Annotated in this window: 23 protein-coding genes; 10 read left to right on the forward strand and 13 right to left on the reverse strand. The window is 57.8% G+C overall.

Annotation, left to right across the window (positions count from 1 at the left end):
• The 3 genes from ACFQJC_RS05850 to ACFQJC_RS05860 all read left to right on the forward strand — a co-directional run.
• On the forward strand, positions 1 to 998 hold a 998-nt coding region (locus ACFQJC_RS05850), incomplete at its 5' end, for a LeuA family protein (RefSeq protein WP_390222345.1).
• 734 nt (positions 999 to 1,732) lie between these two features.
• Positions 1,733 to 2,971 carry a Cdc6/Cdc18 family protein gene (locus ACFQJC_RS05855; RefSeq protein ID WP_390222346.1) on the forward strand — a complete coding sequence of 413 codons (1,239 nt, stop codon included), beginning with the start codon at positions 1,733 to 1,735 and terminating at the stop codon, positions 2,969 to 2,971.
• Positions 2,972 to 3,016: 45 nt separating this feature from the next.
• Positions 3,017 to 3,634 carry a class I SAM-dependent methyltransferase gene (locus tag ACFQJC_RS05860; protein WP_390222347.1) on the forward strand — a complete coding sequence of 206 codons (618 nt, stop codon included), beginning with the start codon at positions 3,017 to 3,019 and terminating at the stop codon, positions 3,632 to 3,634.
• A gap of 33 nt (positions 3,635 to 3,667) precedes the next feature.
• Here the strand turns inward: ACFQJC_RS05860 and ACFQJC_RS05865 are convergent, their stop codons facing one another.
• The 3 genes from ACFQJC_RS05865 to ACFQJC_RS05875 all read right to left on the reverse strand — a co-directional run bounded on the left by ACFQJC_RS05865 (position 3,668) and on the right by ACFQJC_RS05875 (position 6,600).
• Positions 3,668 to 4,078: a CBS domain-containing protein gene (locus ACFQJC_RS05865; RefSeq protein WP_390222348.1), complete on the reverse strand. Its 411-nt coding sequence runs from the start codon at positions 4,076 to 4,078 to the stop codon at positions 3,668 to 3,670.
• Between the two features lie 276 nt (positions 4,079 to 4,354).
• The gene (locus ACFQJC_RS05870) at positions 4,355 to 4,798 is read right to left on the reverse strand and encodes an Hsp20/alpha crystallin family protein (RefSeq protein WP_390222349.1); all 444 of its coding nucleotides are present in this window, start codon (positions 4,796 to 4,798) and stop codon (positions 4,355 to 4,357) included.
• 239 nt (positions 4,799 to 5,037) lie between these two features.
• Positions 5,038 to 6,600 (reverse strand): helix-turn-helix transcriptional regulator, encoded by a 1,563-nt coding sequence (locus ACFQJC_RS05875; protein WP_390222350.1) that lies wholly within the window; start codon positions 6,598 to 6,600, stop codon positions 5,038 to 5,040.
• Positions 6,601 to 7,191: 591 nt separating this feature from the next.
• Here ACFQJC_RS05875 and ACFQJC_RS05880 point away from each other — a divergent pair.
• Together ACFQJC_RS05880 and ACFQJC_RS05885 are read left to right on the forward strand one after the other, a co-directional pair.
• The gene (locus tag ACFQJC_RS05880; RefSeq protein ID WP_390222351.1) at positions 7,192 to 7,467 is read left to right on the forward strand and encodes a hypothetical protein; all 276 of its coding nucleotides are present in this window, start codon (positions 7,192 to 7,194) and stop codon (positions 7,465 to 7,467) included.
• Positions 7,468 to 7,772: 305 nt separating this feature from the next.
• Entirely contained in the window at positions 7,773 to 8,585 is an 813-nt protein-coding gene (locus ACFQJC_RS05885) for a cytochrome c oxidase subunit 3 (RefSeq protein WP_390222352.1), read from the forward strand.
• Positions 8,586 to 8,658: 73 nt separating this feature from the next.
• Here ACFQJC_RS05885 and ACFQJC_RS05890 read toward each other — a convergent pair whose 3' ends face one another.
• Together ACFQJC_RS05890 and ACFQJC_RS05895 are read right to left on the reverse strand one after the other, a co-directional pair.
• A complete protein-coding gene (locus ACFQJC_RS05890) occupies positions 8,659 to 9,165 on the reverse strand; it encodes a DUF7979 domain-containing protein (RefSeq protein WP_390222353.1) in 507 nt (168 codons plus the stop codon).
• Entirely contained in the window at positions 9,162 to 11,435 is a 2,274-nt protein-coding gene (locus ACFQJC_RS05895) for a DUF6789 family protein (protein ID WP_390222354.1), read from the reverse strand. The genes ACFQJC_RS05890 and ACFQJC_RS05895 overlap by 4 nt, the downstream gene beginning before the upstream one ends.
• 194 nt (positions 11,436 to 11,629) lie before the next feature.
• Between ACFQJC_RS05895 and coxB the strand changes: the two genes are divergently transcribed.
• Positions 11,630 to 12,337 carry a cytochrome c oxidase subunit II gene (gene coxB, locus ACFQJC_RS05900; RefSeq protein ID WP_390222355.1) on the forward strand — a complete coding sequence of 236 codons (708 nt, stop codon included), beginning with the start codon at positions 11,630 to 11,632 and terminating at the stop codon, positions 12,335 to 12,337.
• A 54-nt stretch (positions 12,338 to 12,391) separates the two neighbouring features.
• Positions 12,392 to 12,880 carry a hypothetical protein gene (locus ACFQJC_RS05905; protein WP_390222356.1) on the forward strand — a complete coding sequence of 163 codons (489 nt, stop codon included), beginning with the start codon at positions 12,392 to 12,394 and terminating at the stop codon, positions 12,878 to 12,880.
• Positions 12,881 to 13,716: 836 nt separating this feature from the next.
• Here the strand turns inward: ACFQJC_RS05905 and ACFQJC_RS05910 are convergent.
• Positions 13,717 to 14,088: a DUF7970 domain-containing protein gene (locus tag ACFQJC_RS05910; RefSeq protein WP_390222357.1), complete on the reverse strand. Its 372-nt coding sequence runs from the start codon at positions 14,086 to 14,088 to the stop codon at positions 13,717 to 13,719.
• Entirely contained in the window at positions 14,085 to 14,948 is an 864-nt protein-coding gene (locus tag ACFQJC_RS05915) for a ParA family protein (RefSeq protein ID WP_390222358.1), read from the reverse strand. Before ACFQJC_RS05915 ends, ACFQJC_RS05910 begins: the two co-directional genes overlap by 4 nt.
• 374 nt (positions 14,949 to 15,322) lie before the next feature.
• Here ACFQJC_RS05915 and ACFQJC_RS05920 point away from each other — a divergent pair, with 374 nt between their 5' ends.
• On the forward strand, positions 15,323 to 15,811 hold the full coding sequence (locus ACFQJC_RS05920; protein WP_390222687.1) for a TRAM domain-containing protein: 489 nt from the start codon (positions 15,323 to 15,325) through the stop codon (positions 15,809 to 15,811).
• Between the two features lie 194 nt (positions 15,812 to 16,005).
• Complete coding sequence (fer, locus tag ACFQJC_RS05925) at positions 16,006 to 16,677, forward strand: ferredoxin Fer (RefSeq protein WP_390222359.1); 672 nt, start codon at positions 16,006 to 16,008, stop codon at positions 16,675 to 16,677.
• A 215-nt stretch (positions 16,678 to 16,892) separates the two neighbouring features.
• On the opposite strand, the gene ACFQJC_RS05930 is transcribed toward fer, so the two are convergent.
• The 6 genes from ACFQJC_RS05930 to ACFQJC_RS05955 all read right to left on the reverse strand — a co-directional run bounded on the left by ACFQJC_RS05930 (position 16,893) and on the right by ACFQJC_RS05955 (position 22,761).
• Positions 16,893 to 17,777 carry a dihydrodipicolinate synthase family protein gene (locus ACFQJC_RS05930; RefSeq protein ID WP_390222360.1) on the reverse strand — a complete coding sequence of 295 codons (885 nt, stop codon included), beginning with the start codon at positions 17,775 to 17,777 and terminating at the stop codon, positions 16,893 to 16,895.
• A gap of 107 nt (positions 17,778 to 17,884) precedes the next feature.
• Positions 17,885 to 18,709 (reverse strand): sugar phosphate isomerase/epimerase family protein, encoded by an 825-nt coding sequence (locus ACFQJC_RS05935; protein WP_390222361.1) that lies wholly within the window; start codon positions 18,707 to 18,709, stop codon positions 17,885 to 17,887.
• Between the two features lie 79 nt (positions 18,710 to 18,788).
• Positions 18,789 to 20,045 (reverse strand): aminoacyl--tRNA ligase-related protein, encoded by a 1,257-nt coding sequence (locus ACFQJC_RS05940; protein ID WP_390222362.1) that lies wholly within the window; start codon positions 20,043 to 20,045, stop codon positions 18,789 to 18,791.
• A 311-nt stretch (positions 20,046 to 20,356) separates the two neighbouring features.
• On the reverse strand, positions 20,357 to 20,530 hold the full coding sequence (locus ACFQJC_RS05945) for a hypothetical protein (protein ID WP_390222363.1): 174 nt from the start codon (positions 20,528 to 20,530) through the stop codon (positions 20,357 to 20,359).
• A 213-nt stretch (positions 20,531 to 20,743) separates the two neighbouring features.
• Positions 20,744 to 22,180 (reverse strand): MATE family efflux transporter, encoded by a 1,437-nt coding sequence (locus ACFQJC_RS05950; protein WP_390222364.1) that lies wholly within the window; start codon positions 22,178 to 22,180, stop codon positions 20,744 to 20,746.
• A complete protein-coding gene (locus tag ACFQJC_RS05955; protein WP_390222365.1) occupies positions 22,177 to 22,761 on the reverse strand; it encodes a TetR/AcrR family transcriptional regulator in 585 nt (194 codons plus the stop codon). The genes ACFQJC_RS05950 and ACFQJC_RS05955 overlap by 4 nt, the downstream gene beginning before the upstream one ends.
• A 519-nt stretch (positions 22,762 to 23,280) precedes the next feature.
• On the opposite strand from ACFQJC_RS05955, the gene ACFQJC_RS05960 reads away from it, so the two are divergent.
• Positions 23,281 to 24,537: an MFS transporter gene (locus tag ACFQJC_RS05960; protein WP_390222366.1), complete on the forward strand. Its 1,257-nt coding sequence runs from the start codon at positions 23,281 to 23,283 to the stop codon at positions 24,535 to 24,537.
• Positions 24,538 to 24,562: the final 25 nt, after the last annotated feature.

Below are 24,562 nucleotides of genomic sequence, written 5' to 3' on the forward strand. Positions count from 1 at the left end.
CCGCCGTCGAGGCTCTCGATGCGCTCGGCGTGGAGTACGTTCAGGTCGGCTTTCCCATCGCTGGCGAGCAAACCGCAGCGGTCTGCGCCGGCGTCGATGTCGATGCGAAACTCACGGGAATTGCTCGGTCGGTCCCCAAAGACATCGATGCAGCAGTCGATGCGGGCGTGGACGTTATCGACGTGTTCGCACCCACGAGCGAGCGCCAACGGACGAAACTCCTCGGAAAGAGTGCAGACGAACTACAGTCGCTCGTCGGCGAGACGGTCGAGAGGGCGAACGAAACCGGTCTCGAAGTCCACTTCACCGCGATGGATGGCTTCAGAACGGACGTCGATGTGCTCGCCCGACTGTTCGAGTCAGTCGATGCGACGTATCTCACCATCGCAGATACGGTCGGCTCGAAGACGCCGTTCGAGGTCTCGACGTTCCTCGACGAACTGCCGACGACCCCCAGCCGTCTCGGCGTTCACTTCCACGACGATTTGGGCGTCGCCACGGCAAACGCATTGACGGCCGTTAACTACGGTGTGGAAAAAGTGGACGTTTCTGTCGGCGGAATCGGCGAGCGCGCAGGAAACGTCCCGCTCGAAGAGTTCGTCGCATCGGCAGTCATGAGCGACGAGCTCACGGCACCTGCAATCGACTTTACGAATCTCGTTCCACGAGCGAACGACGTGCTCGAAGCGCTCGATGAAACGGTCCCGTCCGAGAAGTCGATACTCGGAACAGACGTGTTCTCACACGAGTCAGGACTCCACACCGCCGCGATGTTAGACGACCCGACGACGTTCGAACCGTTCGACCCGACGACGTACGGTGGAGAACGGAGGCTCTACTTCGGTCCGCAAAGTGGAACGGGAGCAGTACGTCGCCTCCTCGAACTGGCCGAGAGAGATGTAACAGACGGTCGTATCGAGTCACTGCTCTCGATGCTCCACCAACTCGACGAACCAGTGCCGAAAGACGAAGCGGTCGAACTCGCCCGAGAGCTGTAACACAAGTTCTCCCACTCGTCTCTCGGTCGAGGTTGATGTTGGTTCTGATTGATATTGATACTAGACCACTAGAACTAGACGACTAGCTAGAGTAGATTGGTTAGTCTACTCTAGATGGTTTCTTAGAGTAGCAGACTATCTCGACTGAGAAGTTCTCTAGAGTAGGACTATCCTCGAACCGTTTTCACCCGAGACGTGCTCGCTGTTCTATTCTTCCTCTACCGGGTAGTTCCAGCCGTCCGGTTGTGGAGGAACGCCTTACTGTCACTCGAATTGTTCGACACACACACCACCTTCGCGGTTGTAACGAGGACGCGAGAGTCTAGGGAGATTCGACACACACACCTTGCTCGCGTTTGTAAAACAACCGGCAAATGTTTCCTCAATAAACGATTCCGACGATCTTCCCCCTACACCGTTTCGTGTTACATCCGCGAGGGTGGTGTGTCTGCGGGCAACGAACACCGTCATTTTACATTCGCGGAGGTGGTCCCCACGGCAATTCTTACAACCGCGAAGGTACCCCCTCGCGTGCCGAATACATCCGCGAGGGTACCCTCGGCGTTACAACCGCGAGGGTGGTGTCTGACCGAATTACTTGCGCGATACCACCGGACAAACCAGTTTCTGTGAATCGCGGTCGATTCCCCAGTGAATAGGTCGAATTCGTAGTCGTTACAAACGCGATGCCACCCCCGTAGTTTTATTACTGTGCGTTTGAATAACGAAGACATATGACATCCGGCGAGATTGATGGGGATGGTCGGGACCCGTTATTCCGATACGACCAACCCATCTTTGCGAACGAAGATATTCTCAAAATCTCCCATCTCCCTGGGCCGGACAAAATCGTCGGCCGCGACGACCACATGGCGAAGGTTGCTCAGGCGCTCAATCCAGCTATCTTCGGTCGTGAGCCGACACACCTGTTCATCTTCGGCAAGACCGGTTCCGGAAAGACGCTCACTGCACGTCTCGTGAGCGAGCGACTACAGAACGAGGCGCGCCGCGAAGAGGTCGAAGTACGGACTGCCGTCATCGACTGTGGCGAGCAGAACACCGAGGCGTCGGTCATCAAGACACTCGCCTCGCAGGTGAACGATCCACACAAGAGTGGGATGACGATTCCCGAACGCGGTCTCTCGACCGGTGACTATTACAACCGACTCTGGCAGGTCCTCGACACCTGTGCAGACGTGACAATCGTCATCCTCGACGAGATAGACATGCTTCGGGACGACGAAGTCCTCCGGAAACTCTCGCGCGCGGGAGAGAACCAGAAGATTGTCGATTCCCGACTCGGCATCATCGGCATCTCGAACAAAATCGACTATCCCGAGGAACTCACCGAGCGCGTCAAATCGAGTTTTTCCCACGACGAACTCGTCTTTCCGTCGTACGATGCGAATCAACTCCGTGAAATCCTCGAAAATCGTCGAGACGCGTTCAAACCCGGTGTTCTCACCGACGACGTGATTCCACTGGCGAGCGCCCTCGCCGCCCAAGAGCACGGTGACGCGCGCAAAGCAATCGATATCTTGCGCAACGCTGGTCGCATCGCGCGCAAAGAAAACGCAGAGAAGGTCACCGACGACCACGTGCGCGCCGCGAAAGAAAAGAGCGAAGCGGACCGATTCAGCGAACTTCTCGAGGGGACTGCGACCCAATCGAAGGCGATTCTCTACTCGCTGGTGCTCCAAACTGGTGGGCGAAAGACCGCCGAAATCACGACGAACAAGATATATCGACAGTATCTCCAGGTCGCGGATGAGTTAGATATGGACCAACTCTCCGAGCGCCGCGTACAAGAGTTGCTACAGGAACTCGACTTCCTCAACGTCATCCAGTCGGAAGTCCGCGGACGTGGCAGAGGACAGGGTGTTCACGGAACCCACCGCCTGCTCGAAGACCCCGATATCGTCAAGCGCGTCCTCCTTCGAGATAGTCGGATTTCGACGCTCGAAGAGGAATGAGATACACTCCGCGGAGGCTTTAGTTCTCGACTCGTTACGGCGTGTATGGACCCCGAGGAAAACCACCGCGGCTGGGCCAGCCGTTCTGGCGACTTCTCGCCCGCGTACTACGCCGAGATTGGCCCGAACGAAGTGAGCGAGACGCTCGGCGACATCTTCGACCACTACGTCGCCAAGGACGCGAAGATTCTCGAAGTCGGCTGTAGTTCGGGTCGGCACCTCGACCATCTCCGCGGACTGGGATACAAGAATCTCACAGGCATCGACCTCAACGACGACTCGTTCGAAGTGATGAAAGAGTACTTTCCGCGACTCGCGGAGACGGGAACGTTCTACACCGGCGCGGTCGAAGAGTTCGTCTCAGGCCTCCCAGACGACTCGTTCGACGTCATCTACTCCGTCGAGACGCTCCAACACGTCCACCCAGACGATACGTGGGTATTCGACGAATTATCCCGTGCGACCGCCGACCTCCTCATCACCGCCGAAAACGAGGGGAACAGCCCCAACCGTGGCCGAGACGGTGCCGAAGTGAGCTACGTCAACGACGACTTCCCGCTGTTCCATCGGAATTGGAAAGACGTGTTCTCGGACCGCGGACTGGTGCAACTACTCGCCGAACCGGGGAAACGCGACACCGTTCGCGTCTTTCGAACCCTCTAATTCTGACTTCTCGCATCCTCTGATTCAGGTGCCTCATATCATATCGGTGCCGCCCGTATAGGAGAAGTGCGACGTGAGGTCCATCGTGGAGAGCATACCGGCGACGCTTCCCTGTTCGTCGGTGACGGGAAGGTGGTGAATGCCGTGGCGAATCATCTTGGCGGCAGCGTCACGAATGGAGTCGTGCGTACCGATGCTGACCACACGATTGGTCATGTACTGCGACACCGTTGTGTCTCCTGGTGTTCCGCTATCCGAGACGAATTCGGCGAGGTCGGTAGTGGTGAACATTCCGACAGGGCGGCCGGTTTCATCGACGACGACGAGTGACCCGATATCTTCCGCCAGAAGCGTCTTTGCGGCCTCTTCGACGCTCGCGTCGGTCGTGACAGTGAGAACTTCAGGCGTCATGAGTCGTGTGACAGCGGTTCTCTCCTGTTCCATGTCAGTAATCACGTGGGATACTCGTTAATAATTGTCGGCGAATCAACTAATCTCCGAAAATCACTTTCTTCGAAATAGTGCCCAATTCCTCTCCTCTCCTCTCCTCTCCTCTCCTCTCCTCTCCTCTCCTCTCCTCTCCTCTCCTCTCCTCTCCTCTCCTCTCCTCTCCTCTCCTCTCCTCTCCTCTCCTCTCCTCTCCTCTCCTCTCCTCTNGTGCCACGAAACCCACCCCGTCTACCTACTTCGCACGCAAAAAAATCGAACGCGTCACTCCACTCATTCGATATCTATCGTTCGTGACTCGTCGTCCTCGATTTTCGGAAGTGTGACGGTGAGAACGCCGTTTTTCATTCGGGCAGTGACGTTCTCGGGATCGACCGCATCGGGAAGTGCAAGTGACCGTTCTTCGGTTCTGTGCTGTCGTTCGTGGCGGATGTATTGAGTGTCCTTGTCTTCGATTTCCTGTTCGCGGTTCGCACTGATGCGGAGCATGTGGTCGGTGACACTCACTTCGACGTCCTCACGTTCGAATCCGGGCAAATCGACCGCGACGATGAAGTGGTCATCGTGTTCGACGAGGTCGAGTGCCATCGATTCCTCGGTCTTCCACGGCATGTTCGGTTCTCCGATGTTCCACGACCGCGATGCATCGCTGAACTCGCGGCTGAGTCGCTCGAAAATGCGTTCTAATTCGTCGAATGGATTGTTACGTGAACTCATGGTCTATTCCAAGAGAGGTACGACTGCGAAGTCCAAATAGTCGTTCGATGGGTTCAGGGACCTCGTCCGTGAGAACAAGAACGTCCGCTACTGTCGTCAAAAATGTCCACTACTGATGTGCACTATTCGAACTCCTCCGCACGATATTCGACTGCTTGGACCGATACCGTCTCGGACGAGCGACGTCGGTACGGTACTCGGACTACCGAAGTCGGCACACGTCTTCCAACTGGCGGGCATCATCGCTTTTTGAACGGCGACTTCGCGTTCTCCGGGACGCTCTCCGGGCGGGCGATGATGTTCTCTCGCCCGATGCTAATCTTCTCTATCGACCCGTCGTCTGCCATTCGTGAGAGGACGCGACTGACCTTCGATTTCGACCAGCCAGTTTGGTTGACGACGACTGATTGTCGGAGTTGCCCGTCGTGTTCGTCGAGCAGTTCGAAGACGTGCGCCTCGTCACTCAATGGTCGGTCGTCAGCGGTCGAAGTGCTGGTGGACCCGACCGCCCCCGAAGTGGCGCTCCCCGCTTCGCGGTTCTTCGCGGTCACACCGTTAGACCTGCCCACCTCGGTGCCAGTCCTGGCCTTCAAGAGCCGGCTGGGCGAGTTCCACCACCCGAGACGACTTCCAGCAAAGATTGCGACACCGAAGAGGACGATGGAGCCAACCACTGCACCGGTCAGCATCATCCGTGGCTCGGCCGATACGCCAACCGAGTCCGACGCAGAATTTTGTGCGTCGGTCGGGTCAGTTCCTTCTTCGAGTTCAGTTCCGTCACCGATTCCATCACCATCTGTATCCGGGTTCGTTGGGTCGGTCCCGTATTCGTTGACTTCTTTCCCATCAGAGAGACCATCGCCGTCGGTATCGGACTCTGTTGGATTCGTCTCGTAGTTCGATACCTCCTCGCCGTCGGTCAATCCGTCACCATCTGTATCCGCACCTGTTGGGTTCGTCTCGTGGATGTTCACCTCTTGGCCGTCTGCTAACCCGTCGTCGTCCGTGTCGGCCGACTGCGGGTCGGTTTCGTGGGTTCGAACCTCAGCACCGTCGGCGAGTCCATCACCATCGGTGTCTGTTTTCGTCGCATTCGTGCCATATGTCGTGACTTCTTTCCCGTCCGAAAGCCCGTCGTCGTCGGTGTCAACAGCGTTCGGGTTGCTTCCGATTTCTTTCACCTCGACTCCGTCTGAGAGGCCGTCGCCGTCGGTGTCTCTCTCCGTGGGGTTCGTGTCGTGTTGATTCACCTCTTTGCCGTCCGAGAGGCCATCACCGTCGGTGTCTGCCTGTCGCAGTGAGGTACCGAACTCTTGTTCTCGCTGGTTTCCGAGACCGTCGCCGTCAGCATCTCCTTCGGCGGGGAGGACGGTTATCGGCGTGCTCACCGTCGTTGGGGTGCCGTTTTGGCTCGCGTCGTACACCTCGACGACGAGTTGTCGTTGTCCAGTTTCGTTCGTTGGCCATTGTTCGACCGTGAAGGTGACGCTCGTCTCATCACCCATTAGTTGGATTTGCTGACACCCGAGATTCGTCGTGAGTCCGTCGGTTCCTTCGACTCGCATACAGACGTTATACGACCCGTTCGTTCCTGCGATGACGGCGGAAATCTGCGTGCGCTCCCAGGCAGTCAGATACGTTCGGTCTTCCTCTGTCGCTACGACGCCGGGTCCAGAGTGCTCGATTCCCCGGATTTCGACGCCGTTCGCAGCGATAGCCACGGCTGGTTCCACACCCGAAGCTACGAGCAAGAGCGCGACGAGGAGGATACACCGACTCCGCGAGGGACGCTGGACCGTCATGTATTTTCTCTGTAAACAATGCAACGCGAGAACGCATAACGTTTTGTTTATATTTCATGAGTTCGGGTGAAATTTGTCTAATTGACAGTCGCAATATCGCGGATAAAAACAACAAACTGGTAGCATGTGCCTAGAATTTTCTTGAATATTATATTATTCCAGAATGTTTCGTGACTCACTTACGTCAGTTGGAGCGAGTAGATTGGTGCTGTATTTCTGCGGTTTCGAGTACCCAACGTATCACGACCTGTGTTCGATGGTTATCTGGATGTTAACTGGTGAACAGCGACCTGAAACGACCCACGAAGAGCATCGAAGACCGTTCAGGATGTGTGACGAAAACAGTCCGAAACAGACGCGAAACGGTTTCACATCTCGAAACGGCCGGGACGAGTACTCCGTATTATCTCTCCCCGAACACGACAGGGGAGTGCAATGAAAGCAAGGCTTACCAGACGAAAGTTCGGTGCCAGCGTAATTGCAGCAACAGCAGCACTCGCGGGCTGTACATCTCCGGGAGGTGGTGGTGGGACCCCAACCGAAACTGGAGATGGTGCTGCTGAGAACCCCGAGGAAGTCACTACTGAGGAGATGACTTCCGAAGAGACGACGACGGAAGAGATGGCCGACGACGGGACGGCCACCGACAGCCAGACGACCACCTCGGAGTCGATGATGGACAACGAATCGACCACGTCCGAGACGACGGCGGAATCCGATAGTTCGATGAACGAGACCACGTCCGATAGTTCGATGAACGAGACGACCATGTCGAATTCGACGACGAACAACGAATCGACGACGTACGAGTCCTTCACCAACGAATCAACGAATAGCACGAACACCACGACGACCGCTGAGAACTAACGACCTCTGTGCGGACCCCGTCTGTCGGCCGACAGACGGTCACGAAAAAGGCGGCCGAACCGACGCGAAGCCCTGTAGATGCCCCCCGCTGACGCATTCCCCTCCACGGTACTGGGTGGCCACACCCCACGTCACGGTACTTAACGACCACACCCCACGCCACGGTGTTAGTGGTTCACCCTCCCCCCACGCTAATGGCCGCCCACTCCTCGTTGACGATGCCCCTCCATTCATCGTCTTTTTGAGCGATACCCTACTCACGGTTTGACACGACTGCTTATGTTTCTCGAATCACATGTCTGTGCATGGGAACGAGCGATGTCACGGACGGCTCCGCAACGAGTGAGCACGAGCACGTCAGCTTCTGGCCCCTCGTCGCCGCAGTCGGTGCGGGGTCGCTCTACGCCGGGGTCGGACTGCTACTCGTCGGACTCGGCCTCGTTCCGACGTTCATCCCAATCCTCTTGATTGTCTTCGGGAGTACCGGTCTCGTCGGTGGTCTCGCAGGCTGGCTCTACGAGGCCTTCCTCGCCGAGTACTGGGCGGATAGCCATGACGACCGAACACCGCTGTACGTCAGTGGCATGCTACTGTTTCTCGTCTCGGATATCTCGACGTTTCTCGGCGGGTTCATCTACTACGCCTTCATTCGCGTCGGCACGTGGCCGCCCAGCGAACTCCCGCCCCTGCTCAGTTCACTCGTCTTGGTCAACACGCTGCTGTTGGTCGCCAGCAGTTTCACCCTCCACTATGGTCACAGCGCGCTCGAAAGAGGCAACCGTCGTCGATTTCACGTCGGTCTCGGACTGACTGTCGCTCTCGGCGTCGTCTTCCTCGCGGGACAGGCGTTCGAATACTACGAGTTCGTCGTATCTGAAGACTTCACACTGACGAGCGGTGCGTTCGCAAGCGCGTTTTTCGGGCTGACCGGCCTGCACGGACTCCACGTCACGTTGGGTGTCGTGCTTCTCGGTATCGTCTTCGGGCGAGCAATACGGGGACAGTACACCCCAGACCGAGAGGCGTCCGTCGAGACCGTCGAACTCTATTGGCACTTCGTCGATGTCGTGTGGATTCTACTCGTCGTCGTCGTCTACGTCGGCGCGGCACTCGGCTAATCGCGCCAGCTCACGGTTAGTGTGGCTCCACTGGGCCTTCTCTCGTTAGCTTCAGTGGCTCATCTCACAACACTCATCGGGTGTTCTCTTCGAGTTCGACCAGCTTTCGATACCCCGGCGGGGTGAGGATTCCGACGATTCCGAGTGCTATCGCAAAGACGCCGAGTGGGAACTGGAGTGGCGCGGCCTCGAAACACGGGTTCTCTGCGACGACCGTCGCGTAATACTGCTCGCCTTCGTACGTGACGAGGGTCCCGTTGACGAACGACGGGGAGTTCGGGAACGCTCCCGCGACACGTGCTTCCCCGAGTGGGTCTGTGAGCGCTTCGACGAAGGCGGCTTGCTCTGCTTGGGAGAGCTGGTCGAACGAGAGTTGAGCGAGTTGCAGCGATGGGGTTTCACCGAATCGAGAGGCGGTCTCTTCTGGACTTTCGACGGCGATGGTCGGCGTCCCACAACTCGTGATATCGGTTTGGATGAGCGCATAGGCTCCGGGAACTGCGGCCGCGATTCCGACCGCGACGAGCAACACGCCAACGAGGGGTGCACCGTACGTGAAAATCGTCGAGTCGGCGTTCATCTATCGTCCTCCGATTCGGGTCGCTGGCGACTTCGGAGGAATTGGAGCGTCACCGTCAATCCGAGTCCGTAGGACCAGTGTGCGACGAGGACGAACGCGAGATAGCCGACGAGCGCCAATCCTTGCTGGTCGGTGTAGAACGCGATGGCGAACCCGGTCGAGATGAGCGTCGCAAACACCAGTCCCCGCTCGAAGAGCAGTCGCCCGGGGAGGAACTCGCTGAACGCGAGAAAGAGGAGTGGCCACGTCACCGTCCCCCCGACGAGGAACAGGAAGGCACCGAGGACTGGACTCGCCGGGAGGCCGAGTAACTCTGCGATTTCACCGAACGAACTCGGGTCGAGGACGCCGACGAGAATCGCCGTCCCGAGACCGCCAGCCATGAGCAGCGTTCCGATAATCCCACCGACTGCCGCCATCGACGCGTTCCGGGAAACCGTCTCCGCGACGGTCCCGACGCCTCCGGCAAACCCACGGGGCTTGGCGTCCGGGTCGTACGACACTCTGCGTTCTGTCGGTACCGCTGGCGAGAGACCGTACCGCTCGACCATTCGTTCTTCGAACCAGTGCCACTCTCGGCTAAACTGGCCGGCTGCTTTGAGGTTCCACGGGTCTGTCGTCTGGACGACTTCGCCACGCCAGTAGGACGAAACCATGTTGTAGAGCCACAACAGCACGCTCAACCCGATGACGTACGCGCCGACGGTCGCAATCTGGTGGGCGAACTGGTACTCGACCGGGTAGATGGCGTGACGACGTGGGAGTCCAAGGCCACCGATTATGAGGAGCGTCATGAACGTCACCGTCGAACCGAAGATGATGAGCACGGCCTGGAACTTTGCGAGGCGTCTATCGTACCACCGCCCGGTCATCAGCGGGTACCAATAGTAGCTCGCGGCGAGCATCATAAGGGGGATGATGCCGACGACGATGAGGTGGAAGTGACCGACGACGTAGTAGGTGCCGTGGTAGAGGATATCGATTGGGATGACTGCCAGAAAGACGCCGGTCACACCGCCGACGATGAACGTCCCGATACCCCCGGCACACAAGATGAACGGTGCACTCAGTCGAATCTCACCGTCCCACATCGTGGCGAGCCAGTTGAACACCTTGATGGCACTCGGGACGGCGATGGCGATGGAGACGGCCATGAACGACGCTTTGATTCGCGGGTCCAGTCCCGTCACGAACATGTGGTGTGCCCAGACGCCGAACGAGAGGACACCAAGTCCCAGTGTCGAGTAGACGATAAACCGGTATCCGAACAGCTTCCGGCCGACGAACTTCGGAAGTATCGTACTCATTAAGCCGGTTGCGGGCAGAAAGAGGATGTACACCTCGGGGTGTCCCCAGAACCAAAACAGGTGTTGCCAGAGGATTGCCCCGCCTCCTTCGACGGCGAAGAACGTCGTTCCGAAGTTCCTATCGAGGAGTAACATCACGAGTGCGCTCCCCAAGAGAGGGAACGCGAACAGGGCGAGACCGCTGGTCACGAGCATGTTCCACGAGAAGATATCGAGGTTTGCCCACGTGACATCCTCTGCTCGCTCGTGGAGTACTGTTGCGATAAAGTTAATCGCACCAACGGTCGTTGCGATGCCGCTCAGGTGGAGACCGAGTAGTAGCAAGTCGAGTTGTGGATTCGGACTCTGGACCGAGAGCGGCGCGTACAGCGTCCACCCGACGCCGACCTCTCGCAAGGTGAGGAAGAACCGAATCGCATCCTGTGGGAAAATCGTACTCAGAATTTGGCCACCGACCTGGACGAACAAGCCCATTCGAACGAGGAACAACGCGGGTGGGAGTAGCCAGAACCCGATAGCGTTCACTCGGGGGAACGCCATATCTTCCGCGCCTATCAGCAGGGGGAGAAAGTAGTTCCCGACCCCGAAGAACACGGGTAAGACGAAGAAGATGAGCATCGTCAACCCGTGGGTCGTAAAGAGCGCGTTGTATGTCTCGGGCGTCCAGATATCTGCCGGTGGCGTCAACAACTCCGTTCGGAGCATCATCGCGTCGATACCGCCCCACAACCCCGCGAACGTGCCGAAGAGAACGTACAGAATGCCGATGTCCCGGTGGTTCGTCGTCGTCAGCCACCGGTAGGCTTCACTCCGAATTCGCCCGAGTTCGACCCTGTAACCTCCCTGGGTGGTCCCCCCGTCGCTTTCGGCGGCGCTCTCACGCCGTCGGCGCTCCCAGAGGAGGAGACAACTACCGACGAGAGTCAGGAGGATTACTCCCTCGACGATTGCGAGTTCTACCATCTCGAAACGGTTCTCGTGAGTCTTTCATACTCCTCACTCACGTACAGATACGTCATCCCATCCATCGTCTACTCTTGATGGTGCATTTACATAAAGATGAGTCGCGGTCGCACAGTATCGGTACTCAGTAGCGAAAAGGGAGAAGTAACGAGTCTCGGTGAATCTATATGTTTCTCCAGCTACAACTTCTGGCGATGAGATTCACGCGGCACAGTCTCCGCCTCGCCGCCATTGGAGTCCTCGGCTTGTTACTCGCAACGCCAGTCGCCGCTCAGTCGGTCAATCGGGCGGCTATCGACGAACTCAACACGCAACTGCTCTACGTTGCCCTTCCGCTCACGTTGTTCGTCGAACTGATACTCATTTACGCAATCTACCGGTTTCGGGACAACGACGACCCGAGACCGACTACGGACGACCCCGCCTTAGAAATCACGTGGACTGTGGCGACGGCAGTCATTCTCGTCTTCGTCGGTGTCTCGGGTTATTTCGTACTCACAAATCCGTTTCTCACACCGTCGGTAGCCGCGACTTCGGGGGAGGCAGCCGACGACCTCGAAATAGAGGTCACTGCGTATCAGTGGGGCTGGGAGTTCACGTATCCGGAGACGGGTGTCACGACACAGAACCGACTCGTAATTCCCGAGGATCGGAACGTCAGACTAGTGATGTCTACCTCCGATGTCATCCACTCGTTGTACGTCCCAGACCTCGGAATCAAACAGGACATCTTCCCAAACCAGCCACAGGTGGTTCGAACGAGGGCGACAGAAACCGGTGAGTACGACCTGTACTGTGCCGAACTGTGTGGACCTGGACACAGTCGAATGGGTGGAACCGTCGTGGTACTGAACCAGAGTGCGTACGACGAGTGGCTGACCGAACAATCCACAACGGAGTGACGAGACCAGTCTCCACTCCCGAAAGCCTATATCGCCTTTCGAACATTCAATCTCGTGTCACGACTCGAACGCCGAATCTGTCTCTTCGCTGTTCTCCTCCTCGTGTCGGGGTGCGTTACGACGGGTCAGCCGTCAGTGACCTCGCCCTCGGCGACACCAGCGCGAACATCACCGCCGCCGACACCGTCGGCACCAACGACGAGCACTGCAGCACCGACGACGGCCACCACGACTCAACCAACGACTATCGTCCACGCTGACCGGGTTCCGTTCTCAGTCCGGAAGCGTGACTCTTCGAGCCATCGACTCCACGTCGTCATCAGCGACGATTCTGACGAGCGGTACAACGGCTCGGTGTCGGTCGCATCGGGAGAGTCTCGGCGCATTCTGGTACTCAGCGGCGAAGGAGAGACGTACCACGTCCACGCGAGTACTGAGAACGACTCGCTCGAGACGAACGTGACGCTCAGTTCCGGTCTCCAACGAACGAGTATCGTCGTCAACGAGTCAGGGAAACTCGAAGTTCGAAGCCTCCTCCACTGACCTCGAATCGGTGCGGTACAACTTCGGTTTCCATTCTGCACGTCTCTCAGATGTCTTCCATACTCTGTGAAGCCCACGCTGTTTGGGAAATCCAAATAATCTCAACAATCTAAATTATTTATACAATCTCGGTTGTTTGGGTGTCCCAGATAGTTCGAATATCGCAAGTGGTGCCCATACTGTGGGCGGTGTGGGTGGTTTGGGTGTCGTGCGTAGTGTGAGTCATCAAGGTGTCGTGAATAGTGCGCATATCGTGAGTGATGTACGTTCTCCGAGCGGTGCAGGTGATTCAGATACCTCACCTAGCGGAGGCGGTCTGCAAAAAATAGTGCTGCAAAAAGGCGGATAACGCGGATAACGTGGATAATGTAGGTGGTTGGATAACGAGCAATCCGAGGTGAAGCCACTCTACACGTCGGTTTCGGCGCGATTGGGTTCCTCGAGTCGAGGGGTGGTACCCGAAGCGCTTGAACGCCCTGTCGAATCATTTGAAACAAAAAGAAAACTTGAATGATTTACATTGTTCAAATTATTCAAAATGTCTGGATTTCCTGCGGAATTTCGGTACTGTCGAATCGCCACCGATGAAACTGATGCTGACTTAATTTGGATTATCTGAACAATTCGAATTGCTTGGAGAATCTTGGCACGGGTGGTCTAGAGTGAGAGGACCAATACAAACTGGTTTGGATTATCTGGAGAATCGACAGTATTCACAGAATCTCAGTACTGCTGGCCAGACGTCGGTGGAGCACTCACCGATCCAATTGAAATTATCCAACTTATCTGAAAAATTCACAGAACCCAACGAATCGAGATGACCCTCACGAGTTCAATTATTCGTCGCCGAGGTCACGCTGTTCGCGGACGCGTTCGACGATCAACTCCGGATGCTCCGAGACTACCGCGAGGGCCGCGTTGTGAATCTCGCTCTTGGTGACGTTTTTCAGTCCGTGCTCTCGAGTGAGTTCGCGCTCGACGTCGTAGGTGATGATGTCGTCGAATTCGTCGGCAACCGATTGCAGCACGTAGAGTGCTTTGTGGACTGTCGCTTCGAACTCGAACGCAGGCGTCACCTGTGGCTCGGTGGCCGACTCTGTCTCAGATTCTTCATCGACGACGGTCTCGGGTTCTGATGCTGGTTCGTCGGTGTCCGTAGACTCGCCACCCATCGCGGCGTCGAGGTCACCGAACGGGTCTTTACTCATCGCTGGACCTCGCCGTTTTCGACGATTTCTGCCAGTTCGTCGTAGCACTCGAGTTGGTCACAGGAATCGGCGTAGTCTCGAACCGGCATGTGTTCTCGAATCGAGGCGTCGATAGCAGAACGGTGGCGAATTCCGGGCTTCGGAAGGTCTTCTTCCCACGTTCCATCGTCGATTGCTTCGAAGAACTCGGGTTCGATGTAGGCGAAACTCGGGAGCTTCGAGGCGATGTTCGGCTTCGAGATGAGTGCCTCGATGAGTCGTCGTGTGGGGCGGTCGTGGTCGATTCTGTCACGAAGGTCCGTCGGAACGACGGCGAGGATTTCCAAGTTGAAGTGCTCGCGGGCTGGCTGGATTAGTCGTTTCACCGTCTTTTCGAGCCCAGAGAGCGCTCCCGACTCCGGTCGCATCGGGAGAATCATGTTTTGTGTGGCGTACAGGGCGTTGTCGTTGAGTTTGCCACGAGCGGCTGGGCAGTCTACGACGATGTAATCGTACTCGGATTCGAGCAGTGGATCGACGACGCGTTGTTTGAGTCGGGCAGAACCCATCATCACACCGCCGAGGTCGGACTCGACCTGTTCGATTCGGTCGTTAGACGGGAGTAGGTCGAGTTCGAACCCCGTCTCTAGGATGAGGTCTTGTGGGTCGAGTTCTGCATCGTCGAGGAGCACGTCACCCAAGTGTGCTTCTGCGTAGAACTCCTCGCCGAAGCCGAGACCCGTCGTGGTATGTCCATTCGGGTCGAGATCGACCAGCAGCACGTCGTTTTCACGGTGTGCGAGCTCACGCGCGAGGTTGATCGAAGTCGTCGATTTGCCGATTCCACCTTTCAAGAGACAAACGCTGACTGCACGTGACATGATTTGTGAGGGTCGTGTGAACGTACCAGTTGAATTATCGGGGTTGTTGAAGTAGTTTTGGTTATGGTGGTTTTTTAAATTATGTGGATAATTCTAATAAGCCGGTCCCAGACATAATATTGGTGAAAATACGCAAGCATTCTTTGAAATAACACGCCAATTGGGATTCTAACTACAAAGGTGAATAATCTAAATTGTCTAACTAATTCAGATAATCTATATCACTCGACTATTCGTCCTGGTGTCTCTTGAGAATCGTACGTCAACGAGAGGACCACACATGTTTCGACCTGACGGGAGAATACCAGATTCGGACAGGTCCCGGCGGTAGATATTCACCATATTTTAATTGTTAGTCTGCGAGGCGCTAGGTACTGATGGATATTTCCGACTCTCTTCGTCTCCTTTTCGAGACGACTATCGAACGAAGTGACGACCGCTACCTCGTCGAAATCCCTGCAGAAATCGTCGAAAATAGCTCGATTTCGCCCGAAGAGACCTACCGAATTGCGCTCTTGACTGCCATGTCCAAAGAGTCTGAGCCTGTGTCGCAACCCGAAACGTCAGAATCCACTGAGACGACACGCGCTGAACAACAGTACGAGGCGCCTTCGACGCAGTCAGAGGCACAGTTCAGCTCGAGCGACCCACGCGTCCAGGGTCCACCGGTCGAGGAAGGCGAAATTCGCTCGGTCACTGTCGATACGCTCGGCGACCAAGGCGACGGAATCGCAAAGGTCGAACGTGGTTTCGTCATCATCATTCCCGGGACGCAACCCGGTGACCAGGTTGACGTCGAAATCACCGACGTGAAACAGACTGTCGCCTTCGCAGAGACGGTCAGCGAACCCACGGTTCGGTAACTTCGGCCCGGAGTCCGAGTGTTCGGTCGCATATTCGACGGGTCCCCCGTCGAACGTGTTGAACACCGAGTGTCTACCGACGGCTAACTTTCGTTCGTCTATCCAAACCCCTGATTTTCCTCTCGTATTCGAACCGAACGCGTCTCTCGCCGCGGGCAAGAGACTTAAGCCGCAGAATTCCTAACGGCGCACTTGTGGACAACCCGTTCGAGATTCTTGGAATTGGTCCGGAGGCAGACGAAGAGGAAATCGTCCAGGCCTACCGACAGCGGGTGAAACAGACCCATCCAGACCAAGGTGGTTCGGTAGACGCGTTTCAACAGGTCAAGCGTGCGTACGAAGAGATAAAAAACGGCGATTCCGTCGAAAAGTTCGCCCTCGAGTACCAGCGAGCCAAACGGGCTCACGAGGATGGAAACGTCGAAGACGAGGAGACGCAAGTCGGGACGCACATCGAGTATCTCAACTACGAAGTGCTCGACGACTATGGGTGGGGACTTCACGACGACGACCTCTTCGAAAACGCTGCCGCCGCCGACCTCAGTGCTGAAGATTACGGTGAATTCATCGCCCCTCCGAACGAGAACGTGCTGAAGGCCGCCGAGCGGAGCGGACAGCGGTGGCCGTTCGCCTGTCGAGGCGGTGCCTGTGCGAACTGTGCTGTCGTCGTCGTGGAAGGCGAAATGGAGATGCCGTCTAACCACATCCTGTCGTCTGAGATGATGGACGAGGGAGTCCGTCTCTCGTGTATCAGCGCACCGAAGACCGACGAGCTAAAAATCGTCTACAACATCAAGCATCTCCCCGGTTTGGACGAACTCCGCCTCCCAGCCCAGCAGGTTAAGAAAGCGTATCTGGGTAAGTGACCGTCAGAGCGGCGTTTCTGATTTCTTCCCTACCAAAGGACAGCTCGGCCGTGAGACCATTCGGATATCCCAAGATACTTCGAACACTTGGGAAATTTGAATTATCTGAATAATCTAAATTTCTTAGAAAACCCAAACTCGTTGACCGTCCTGCTCTACGCACGCCTGACCGGCAGCGCCGACGAAGACGTAAGAACGAGTAGTTTACAGCGACTTCAGCGGTGTTCTGACAGCAGGTCCGCAACGTCTGTTTTCACTTCTTCCGGGAGAGGTACCAATGGTGGGCGTACTTCACCTGAGGCGATGACGCCACGACTGACGAGACCCGCTTTCGCAACCGTCGCAAAGCCGTAGTCGAGGCAGTAGCCGAAGAGTTCTGGGAGCACTGACTGCTCGATTTCTAATGCTGCTTCGGTGTCGCCGTCGAACGCCGCGTCTCGAATCGACGCGAACACGTCGGGGAGAGCGTTCGAGAGCGCGTTGATGCCGCCGTCGCTGCCGGCGTGAACGCCGGAGACGAAGTGCTGGTCGTACCCTTCGAACAGTGCGAATCGGTCGTCGGTCGAACGGAGTAGTTCGAGGAAGTAGTCGAAATCCCCGCTCGAATCTTTGAGTCCGACGACTGACTCGTGGGTGGCCAACTCGGTGACGGTTTCGGGGGCGATTGGCTTGCCCGTGCACGCTGGAATGTTGTACAGAACGAGCGGGAGCGGACTCGAATCGGCTATCGTCCGGAAGAATTCGAGGTTTCCTGCAGGGGTTGGTGCGGTGTGGAAGTACGGCGGTGGGAGCAGTGCCGCGTCGGCACCGGCGGCGGCGGCGAACTCGAGTTGTTCGGTGACGCGTTGGACGTTCGTCCCGGCGACGCCCGCGACGACGGGCACACGGCCATCTGTGGCTTCGATGGTCACCTCGGTAACGGTACGCCATTCGCTTGCCGACAGGCTTGCGAACTCACCGGTCGTCCCGCAGGGGACGACGCCGTCGATATCGTTCTCGACGAGCCAATCGACGAGGGAGGCGAGGCTTTCTTGGTCTACGGTTCCGTCTTGGAACGGTGTGACGAGCGGACACAGTGTGCCGCGGAGAGTTTCGGACATCTTCTGTCAGAACGCACGAGCGCGTGATTGATTTATTCTGTGGGTTGCGACGGTGGATGGGAATCTTCTCTCTTCGGCTGTGAGGTCTCCTGTAGGTGAAAGGACACTCAGACGTTCGAGGCGAGGCGCTCGACGTGCCGTTTCCCGAGCGCAATCGTCTCGTAATCTTCCGTACCGACTTCCAACGTTGCGGTGTCTTCCCACCCTGCGTCCGCGATGGCCGAAAACAGTGGTTCGAAGTCCAGATTTCCCATTCCGACCGGAAGGTGTTCGTCACGACCACCTCGCGTATCTACCAGGTGAAGGTGGTCGATGCGGTGTCGATAGTCGGTGAAGAACTCGGCCATCTCCGCTTCGGCCATCCCGGCGAGGTGTGCGTGACTCGTATCGAACGTCATCGAGGCGTCGGGGTACCGTTCGAGGAGTTCCGGGAACGTCGTCACGTCGTAGTAGCTGGAGACGATATTTTCGAGACAGGGAACCAAATTTCGGTCTCTGGCGGCGGGAACGAGTCGGTCGAGGCTTTCGTGGACGAATTCGAGCGTCTGGTCGGTGGACCACCCGAGTTCCCACGCATCCGACGACGGATGAAAGACGACTTTCTCAGCGCCCACGTCGGCGGCGAACTCCATTCCAGCGACGAGTTCGGTGACGACGCCCTCTCGAACGGGCGCGAACGGTGACCCCGGGTCGATGGAGAACGGAAGGTGAACGACGAAATCGAGACCCGCCTCATCCAGCGTCGTTCGCATCGATTCGCGCCGGCCTCGAATTTGCTGCCGAGCGTACTGGCCGTCAAGCAGCAACTCGACGAACTCGAACCCCTCGCTTGCCGCCCAGTGAACGGTCTCCTCGAAGGGCATCCCGAGACCGAGCGTAAACCCGAGTTTCACACTTTCGAGCGGTGTTTCTCCATCAGTGCTGAGTTTCACGGTACTCCCTATTGCGGTCTGCCCCGGAAAAGAAGTAATGGTCGGTTGACACGCGAGGCGACAGAGCGCGGTGGTGGGACTACGTCCGTAGCCGCTCGGTCACCGACCCGACATCGACGAATCGAGTCTCACCGTCGCGCGTCTCGATTTCGACCTCGTTCGTCTCTCGGAAGTGGTTTCCGAGGACGACCTTCTGGGGGATCCCGAGCAAGTCGCTTTCGGCGAAGCGCTCGCCGATCGTCTGGGTCGCGTCGTCGAACAGCAGCACGGAGCCGGAATCGAGAGTTCGGTGTAACTCGTCTGCGGTATCTTTGAGGTCACCCTCGTAGTCGAGGGGGATAATCGATACCTCGAAGGGTGCGATTCGCGCTGTCTCACTCGCGGGCCAACGACACCCCGATTCGTCTGCGTGCTGTTCGATGAGCGTGTGGATGAGCCGGTCGATACCGATGCCGTAGCTCCCCATTCGGACGGCGGTCGTCGTCTCGTCGGCCGTATCGACGTGGAGTCCTATCGAGTCCGAGTATCGGGTGCCCAACTTGAACACGTGGCCGATTTCGATTCCCTCGCCTGCTGTGAGTTGTGCGCCGCAGTCGGGACATGAATCGAATGCCGCGATATCTTGTTCTTTCGACTCGTCGGTACTGCCGAACAAGCACTCGTCTCCCGTACACCACCGTACATCGACTGTCCCGGAGTCGGCGAGCGCGATGAACTCTTCCGAGTTCGCCCCGCCCATCACGCTGTTGTCCGCGTCGGCGACGACGAACTCGATACCGAGTCGGTCGAAGATGCGGACGTACGCCGAGCGAACGCGTTCGTACCACGTATCGAGCGATTCGTCGCTCGCGTGGAGACTGTAGGCGTCTTTCATCGTGAACTCCTTCGTTCGGAGCAGTCCGTTTCGGGGGTGGTCGTCACGGTGTTTCTTTCCGACCTGATAGAGCAACACGGGCAGGTCCTCGTAGGACCGGACGATGCCATCGACGAGGTGTACGATGCCCTCTTCGTGGGAAGGGGCGAGACACATCTGCTGTCCGTCGCGGTTCTCGAAGGTGAACATCTCGTCTTCGAAGTTCCCCCACCGGCCGCTCTGCTCCCAGATGGGGCGATACTGTAGCTGGGGAAGGTCTACCGCTTGTCCGCCGATGCGGTTCAGTTCGGTCGTGACGATGCGAATGACGTGCTGACGAACGCGCTCACCCGAAGGGGTGAAAGCGTACAGGCCACTGCCGAACTGACGAATCAGTCCCGCTCGCTGGGCGAGTTGGACCGTTTCACTGTCGCGGCTGTTCGCTTCGCGTCTCGTACAGAGGAGTACGTCAGTTCGACGCATCGACGCCTCCCACTCGTTCGCTAGAGCGACCGCTCGTTACGGAATCCGTCTGTCGCGTCACCGATCGCAACCGCTCAGAAGAGACTGCAGTACAACTATCGCGGAACCCAGCCGTGAGCCGCGCCGGACCCACGGTTGTGTCGTCGGATGTGTGTTTCTTTACACATACACGTACGAAATCTGGCGACCTGCATAAATAGTTAGTGATAAATATCCGACGAATTGGATTCCGACGAAGAGACGTTCGGCACTCGGTACGCCTCAAGCGGCTCGACCAGAACAGGTGCGTACGGCACCCTCGTCTGTCGGTGTCAGTTGTTCAGTTGAATCTCTATGTCGTGGGTGTCACCGGTGTTGGTTCGGTGACCACAGAACGGACACCACTCGTAGTAGTGCGCCCCTGCTTTCACACTGTACCCGTTCGTCCGCTCACAGGTGATGCGGGTTTCTGCTTGTGGTTCGGTAACAGGGGGCGTTTCTCTCATACCAGTCAGTTCCCACCATTTCGTACAAATATCCTCCGTTCTTTCGTTACTTACCGACGTTCCTGTAAGTCGTCCAAAGCGAACTGGTGTCACAAAGCCTGCGTCAGACCACACGTTGGTTCAGCGTTCACCACTGTTGCTCCCCGCTCGTTTCAAAATCCCGGCACAGCAATCGTCGCGCGCGAAATCGATTCCGGCCGCCGGTCACTCGCTTCAATCCGTCGTCGCGGGGATATCGCCGTCGTCTTCGCTGGGCGAACCTCGACCCGGCGTCCCTCGCACGTCTCCGTCGCGCCACGTCCCACGGCGGAACCAGAACCATGCGATAATCGCGCCCGTGGCGTTCGAGACGAAGAACGCGAGCCAAATCCCGCGAACGCCGAGGAAGTACTGCGAGGCGACGAACGTGATTGGCAGTCGAATCCCGGCGAGGGTTACGATGGAGATTGCGGCGGCGATGAGCGTCTTGCCAGCGCCGCGGAAACCCCCGGAGAACGCCCGCATGATACCGATAAACCCGAACGACAGCGAGACGTACCGGAGGAACTGTGCACCGACGCCTATCACCGCCGGGTCGTCGGAGAAGACGGCCACGATTGGTTCGGGAACGAGGAAGATGAAGACGCCCGCAATCGACAGAATCACGAAGAGTCCCTTCGCGGCGATGTAGTTCGCTTGTTCGGCGCGGTCGTACTTTCCGGCTCCGATATTCTGACCGCTCATCGTCTCGACGCCGCGTGCGACGGCGATTGCGGGCAGGAAGATGACCGAGAAGACGCGGACGCCAATCCCGAACCCGGCGACGACGGCCGTCGGGAAGAGACCGACGACGAGTAACAGCGCGTTGACCGAGAGGGCGCGACCGGTCCCTTCGATATTCGCGGGGACGCCGATTTGGAGAATCTTCCGAAGGTATTCGAAGTCCGGTCTCATATCGGTGAGGTGAATCTGGATGCCTCGACTCCCAGAGAGCATGATTCCGAGTCCGACCGCCATCGCAAGCGTCCGCGAGATGACCGTCGCAATCGCCGCTCCTTGGATACCGAGTTCTGGGAACTGAATCGGGCCGAGTGCCCACCCGTTGATGAAGAACGGGTCGAGGACGACGTTGAGGACGACGGTCCCGAACATGACGAGCATCGGCGTGATGGTGTCGCCCGCGCCGCGCATGAGCGAGACGAAGACGAAGAAGCCGAACATGAACGGCAACCCGAGTGCGATGACTTGCATGTAACTCGTCGCGCCGGGTAGCACGGCCGGCGACGCCCCGAGGAAGTCGAGGAACGGGCCGACGAGTGGGTAACTTAGCACGCCGAACACGAGCGACCCGAGGAAGGCGAACGTGACCGTCTGCGAGGCCGCGTATTCCGCCTTGTCTCCTTCCTCAGCACCGGTATGCTGTGCGACGAGAACGCTCCCGGCGACCGAGAGACCCATCCCGAGCGAGATGAGGAGGAACACCATCGGGAACGCGAAAGAAATCGCCGCCAGCGCCTCGGTCGAATACTGACCCAGCCAGAAAGTGTCCGCGAGGTTGTAGGCCGTTTGCAACAGGTTGGTGACGACGATTGGAAGTGAGAGGAAGACGAGCGGTTTGACGATGTTCCCCTCGGTCAGGTCGAACTCTTCGCGGTCCTTGAAGAGGCTCACGCCTCTCCCTCCGGCGACCAGCCGAGTTCCAGTTCGAGGTACGCTTCGACGAGCGAGCGCGCCTCGTTCGGCTCTTCGCCGAGTGTGACCTCGCGGACGCGGCTTCCGTTGACCAGCGTCACGACCGTGTGGGCGACAGTGTCCGGTTCGACGTCGTCGAAGAGACCCGATTCGATGCCGTCGGCCACCGCGTCCTTGACGACCGACTGCATCGTCTCGTCAACCTCTTCGAGTCGCTCGCGGTACTGTGATTGGTAGGGCGCTTGTGCTTTGATTCCCATGAGTGCGATGGCGAAGTCGGTGTCTCGGTCGGACGCGGTGGAGAATATCGCGTCGAGGAACGTCGTCAGTCGCTCGCGTGGGTCGCTGGCGTCGCACGCGAGGCGTGCTTCGAACTGGTCGATGAGATACCCGAGAAAGGCGTTCAGAAGCTCCTGTTTCGTATCGAAATGGTAGTGGAGTGCAGCTTTCGTCACCGACGACTCGTCGGCGATTCGCTGCATCGTCAGGTTCGCGTACCCGTGTTCACAGAGGGCGTGATACGTCGCCTCCATGATCTCCGTAGACGGCTCTGAGACCATTCGTTGTCGGCGCTTACTAACTGGTTAGTTAAAAGGATTCGGCTCACCGGTCGGTTTGCCTCCACTCGACGAATCGAAAGACGGGCCTCGGACGGTACTGAACGTGGAGAATCCCGTCACTCACCGGCCAGACGACTTCTCACCGAGTCGGATTGTGAGCTAGGTCGAATACCAACTCAGATGTGCCGTCCCGAAGATGGCGACCAACAGCCCACCGAGCGTGTCGTCTATTAACGATTCACAAAGCAAAAGCTCTCAGACACAATGTCGTTCGAACCCAGCATAAACGTTTGTCTTCGCTCGTTCTGACAGACCGGTTTTTGCGTGGAACCGTTTCACTTCGTTTGGTGGTCACTGGCGGTGGCCGTTCGGCGTGTCTTCGTATTGTCGGTCTCTCCACCAGTCCACGCGAATCGCAACCGCAAATGTGAGAAACGAGACAGAAACCGACTTCTGCAACGTGACTCACAGAAATGATTCTCTCCAATCATTTATTTTCTCCACAACTGATGCCGAGGCATGTATCATCTCTTCCGGAACGCCGATTTCCGCCGACTCTTCTTCGGCCGGCTCGTGACCAACGCGGGCGATTCGCTCTACTCCGTCGCGGCGATGTGGCTGGTCTACTCGCTCACCGGTTCGACGTTCTTCACCGGGATAGCCGGGATGCTGACACTCGGAATGCAAGCACTGCAGGCGTTCGTCGGGCCGCTCGTGGACCGTTGGTCGCTTCGAAACACGCTCGTTTGGACGCAGGCCGCACAGGGGATTCTCATCCTGACGGTTCCGCTCGCGGCGCATCTCGACGTTCTCTCGGTGTGGCTCGTCTTGACCGTCATGCCGCTGGTGAGTCTCCTCAACCAGTTCGTCTACCCTGCTGGCACCGCCGCACTCCCGCGAATCGTCGAGGGAGACGACCTGACGAGTGCGAACTCGTTGTTCTCGATGACGTACCAAGGGGCGGAACTCGTGTTCAACGCCGCGGCAGGCGTCCTCGTGGCGGTTGTCGGGGCGACGACGCTCTTCCTCCTCGATTCGGTCACGTTCGCCGTCGCCGTCGCGTTGTTCGCTGGGCTTCGTGTTCCTCCCGCCGAACGCGACGACGAGGACGAGCAGACCGGCTATTTCGAAGAACTCCGCGCCGGTGTGAAGTATCTCCGCAGCTCGATGCTCGTCTGGATTCTCGGCGCGAGCGTACTCGCAAACGGCCTGCTCGGCACCGCGTGGTCGGTCCTCCCGGCGTTCGCCGACGGCCGCGGGAACGCTGAAATCTACGGATTCCTCCTCGCAGGCATCGCCGCGGGCTCTCTCGTCGGCGCACTCGTGGCACCGAAGTTCGAAGACATCCCCTTCGGGACGCTCTCGATTGCTGGCTACGCGGTGAGCGCCATCGCGTGGCTGGCCGCGCTCCGCGTCGATTCGACGGCCGCGCTCGTCGTCCTCTTCGCCCTCGCGTTCGTCCCCGTCGGCATCGGGAACATCGTCGCCATGACGCTGATTCAGCGACTCGTCCCCGAGTCGATGCTCGGGCGAGTGCTCGCCGTGATTGGGAGTGCATCGACGGCGGCGATGCCCATCGGTGCCTTCGCCGGCGGACTCGCGGGCGACGTTTTCGGCCCGGTGACCGTGATGTACGCGGGCGGCGTCGGATTCCTCTGGATTGTCGCCTACGTGCTCCTCGTTCCTTCGCTTCGGACCATGCCCGCCGCGACGGCCGTCGAACCGGAGACGACGAAGGGGAGTGCGACTGCCTCGAACACTGCAAATGCAGATTAAGCGATTCAGCTGACGTAGTGAACCA

Source organism: Haloferax namakaokahaiae (genome assembly GCF_042663225.1).
In the GTDB taxonomy this organism is placed as follows: Archaea; Halobacteriota; Halobacteria; order Halobacteriales; family Haloferacaceae; genus Haloferax; species Haloferax namakaokahaiae.

Coding starts and splice junctions, on each gene's coding strand:
- ACFQJC_RS05865 (WP_390222348.1), bottom strand. CDS start 4,078: ATGGAACAGGAGAGAACCGCTGTCACACGACTCATGACGCCTGAAGTT.
- ACFQJC_RS05870 (WP_390222349.1), bottom strand. CDS start 4,798: ATGAGTTCACGTAACAATCCATTCGACGAATTAGAACGCATTTTCGAG.
- ACFQJC_RS05915 (WP_390222358.1), bottom strand. CDS start 14,948: ATGTCACGTGCAGTCAGCGTTTGTCTCTTGAAAGGTGGAATCGGCAAA.
- ACFQJC_RS05860 (WP_390222347.1), top strand. CDS start 3,017: ATGGACCCCGAGGAAAACCACCGCGGCTGGGCCAGCCGTTCTGGCGAC.
- ACFQJC_RS05940 (WP_390222362.1), bottom strand. CDS start 20,045: ATGCGTCGAACTGACGTACTCCTCTGTACGAGACGCGAAGCGAACAGC.
- ACFQJC_RS05875 (WP_390222350.1), bottom strand. CDS start 6,600: ATGACGGTCCAGCGTCCCTCGCGGAGTCGGTGTATCCTCCTCGTCGCG.
- ACFQJC_RS05855 (WP_390222346.1), top strand. CDS start 1,733: ATGACATCCGGCGAGATTGATGGGGATGGTCGGGACCCGTTATTCCGA.
- coxB (WP_390222355.1), top strand. CDS start 11,630: ATGAGATTCACGCGGCACAGTCTCCGCCTCGCCGCCATTGGAGTCCTC.
- ACFQJC_RS05885 (WP_390222352.1), top strand. CDS start 7,773: ATGGGAACGAGCGATGTCACGGACGGCTCCGCAACGAGTGAGCACGAG.
- ACFQJC_RS05895 (WP_390222354.1), bottom strand. CDS start 11,435: ATGGTAGAACTCGCAATCGTCGAGGGAGTAATCCTCCTGACTCTCGTC.
- ACFQJC_RS05945 (WP_390222363.1), bottom strand. CDS start 20,530: ATGAGAGAAACGCCCCCTGTTACCGAACCACAAGCAGAAACCCGCATC.
- ACFQJC_RS05910 (WP_390222357.1), bottom strand. CDS start 14,088: ATGAGTAAAGACCCGTTCGGTGACCTCGACGCCGCGATGGGTGGCGAG.
- ACFQJC_RS05960 (WP_390222366.1), top strand. CDS start 23,281: ATGTATCATCTCTTCCGGAACGCCGATTTCCGCCGACTCTTCTTCGGC.
- ACFQJC_RS05955 (WP_390222365.1), bottom strand. CDS start 22,761: ATGGTCTCAGAGCCGTCTACGGAGATCATGGAGGCGACGTATCACGCC.
- ACFQJC_RS05890 (WP_390222353.1), bottom strand. CDS start 9,165: ATGAACGCCGACTCGACGATTTTCACGTACGGTGCACCCCTCGTTGGC.
- ACFQJC_RS05880 (WP_390222351.1), top strand. CDS start 7,192: ATGACTTCCGAAGAGACGACGACGGAAGAGATGGCCGACGACGGGACG.
- ACFQJC_RS05930 (WP_390222360.1), bottom strand. CDS start 17,777: ATGTCCGAAACTCTCCGCGGCACACTGTGTCCGCTCGTCACACCGTTC.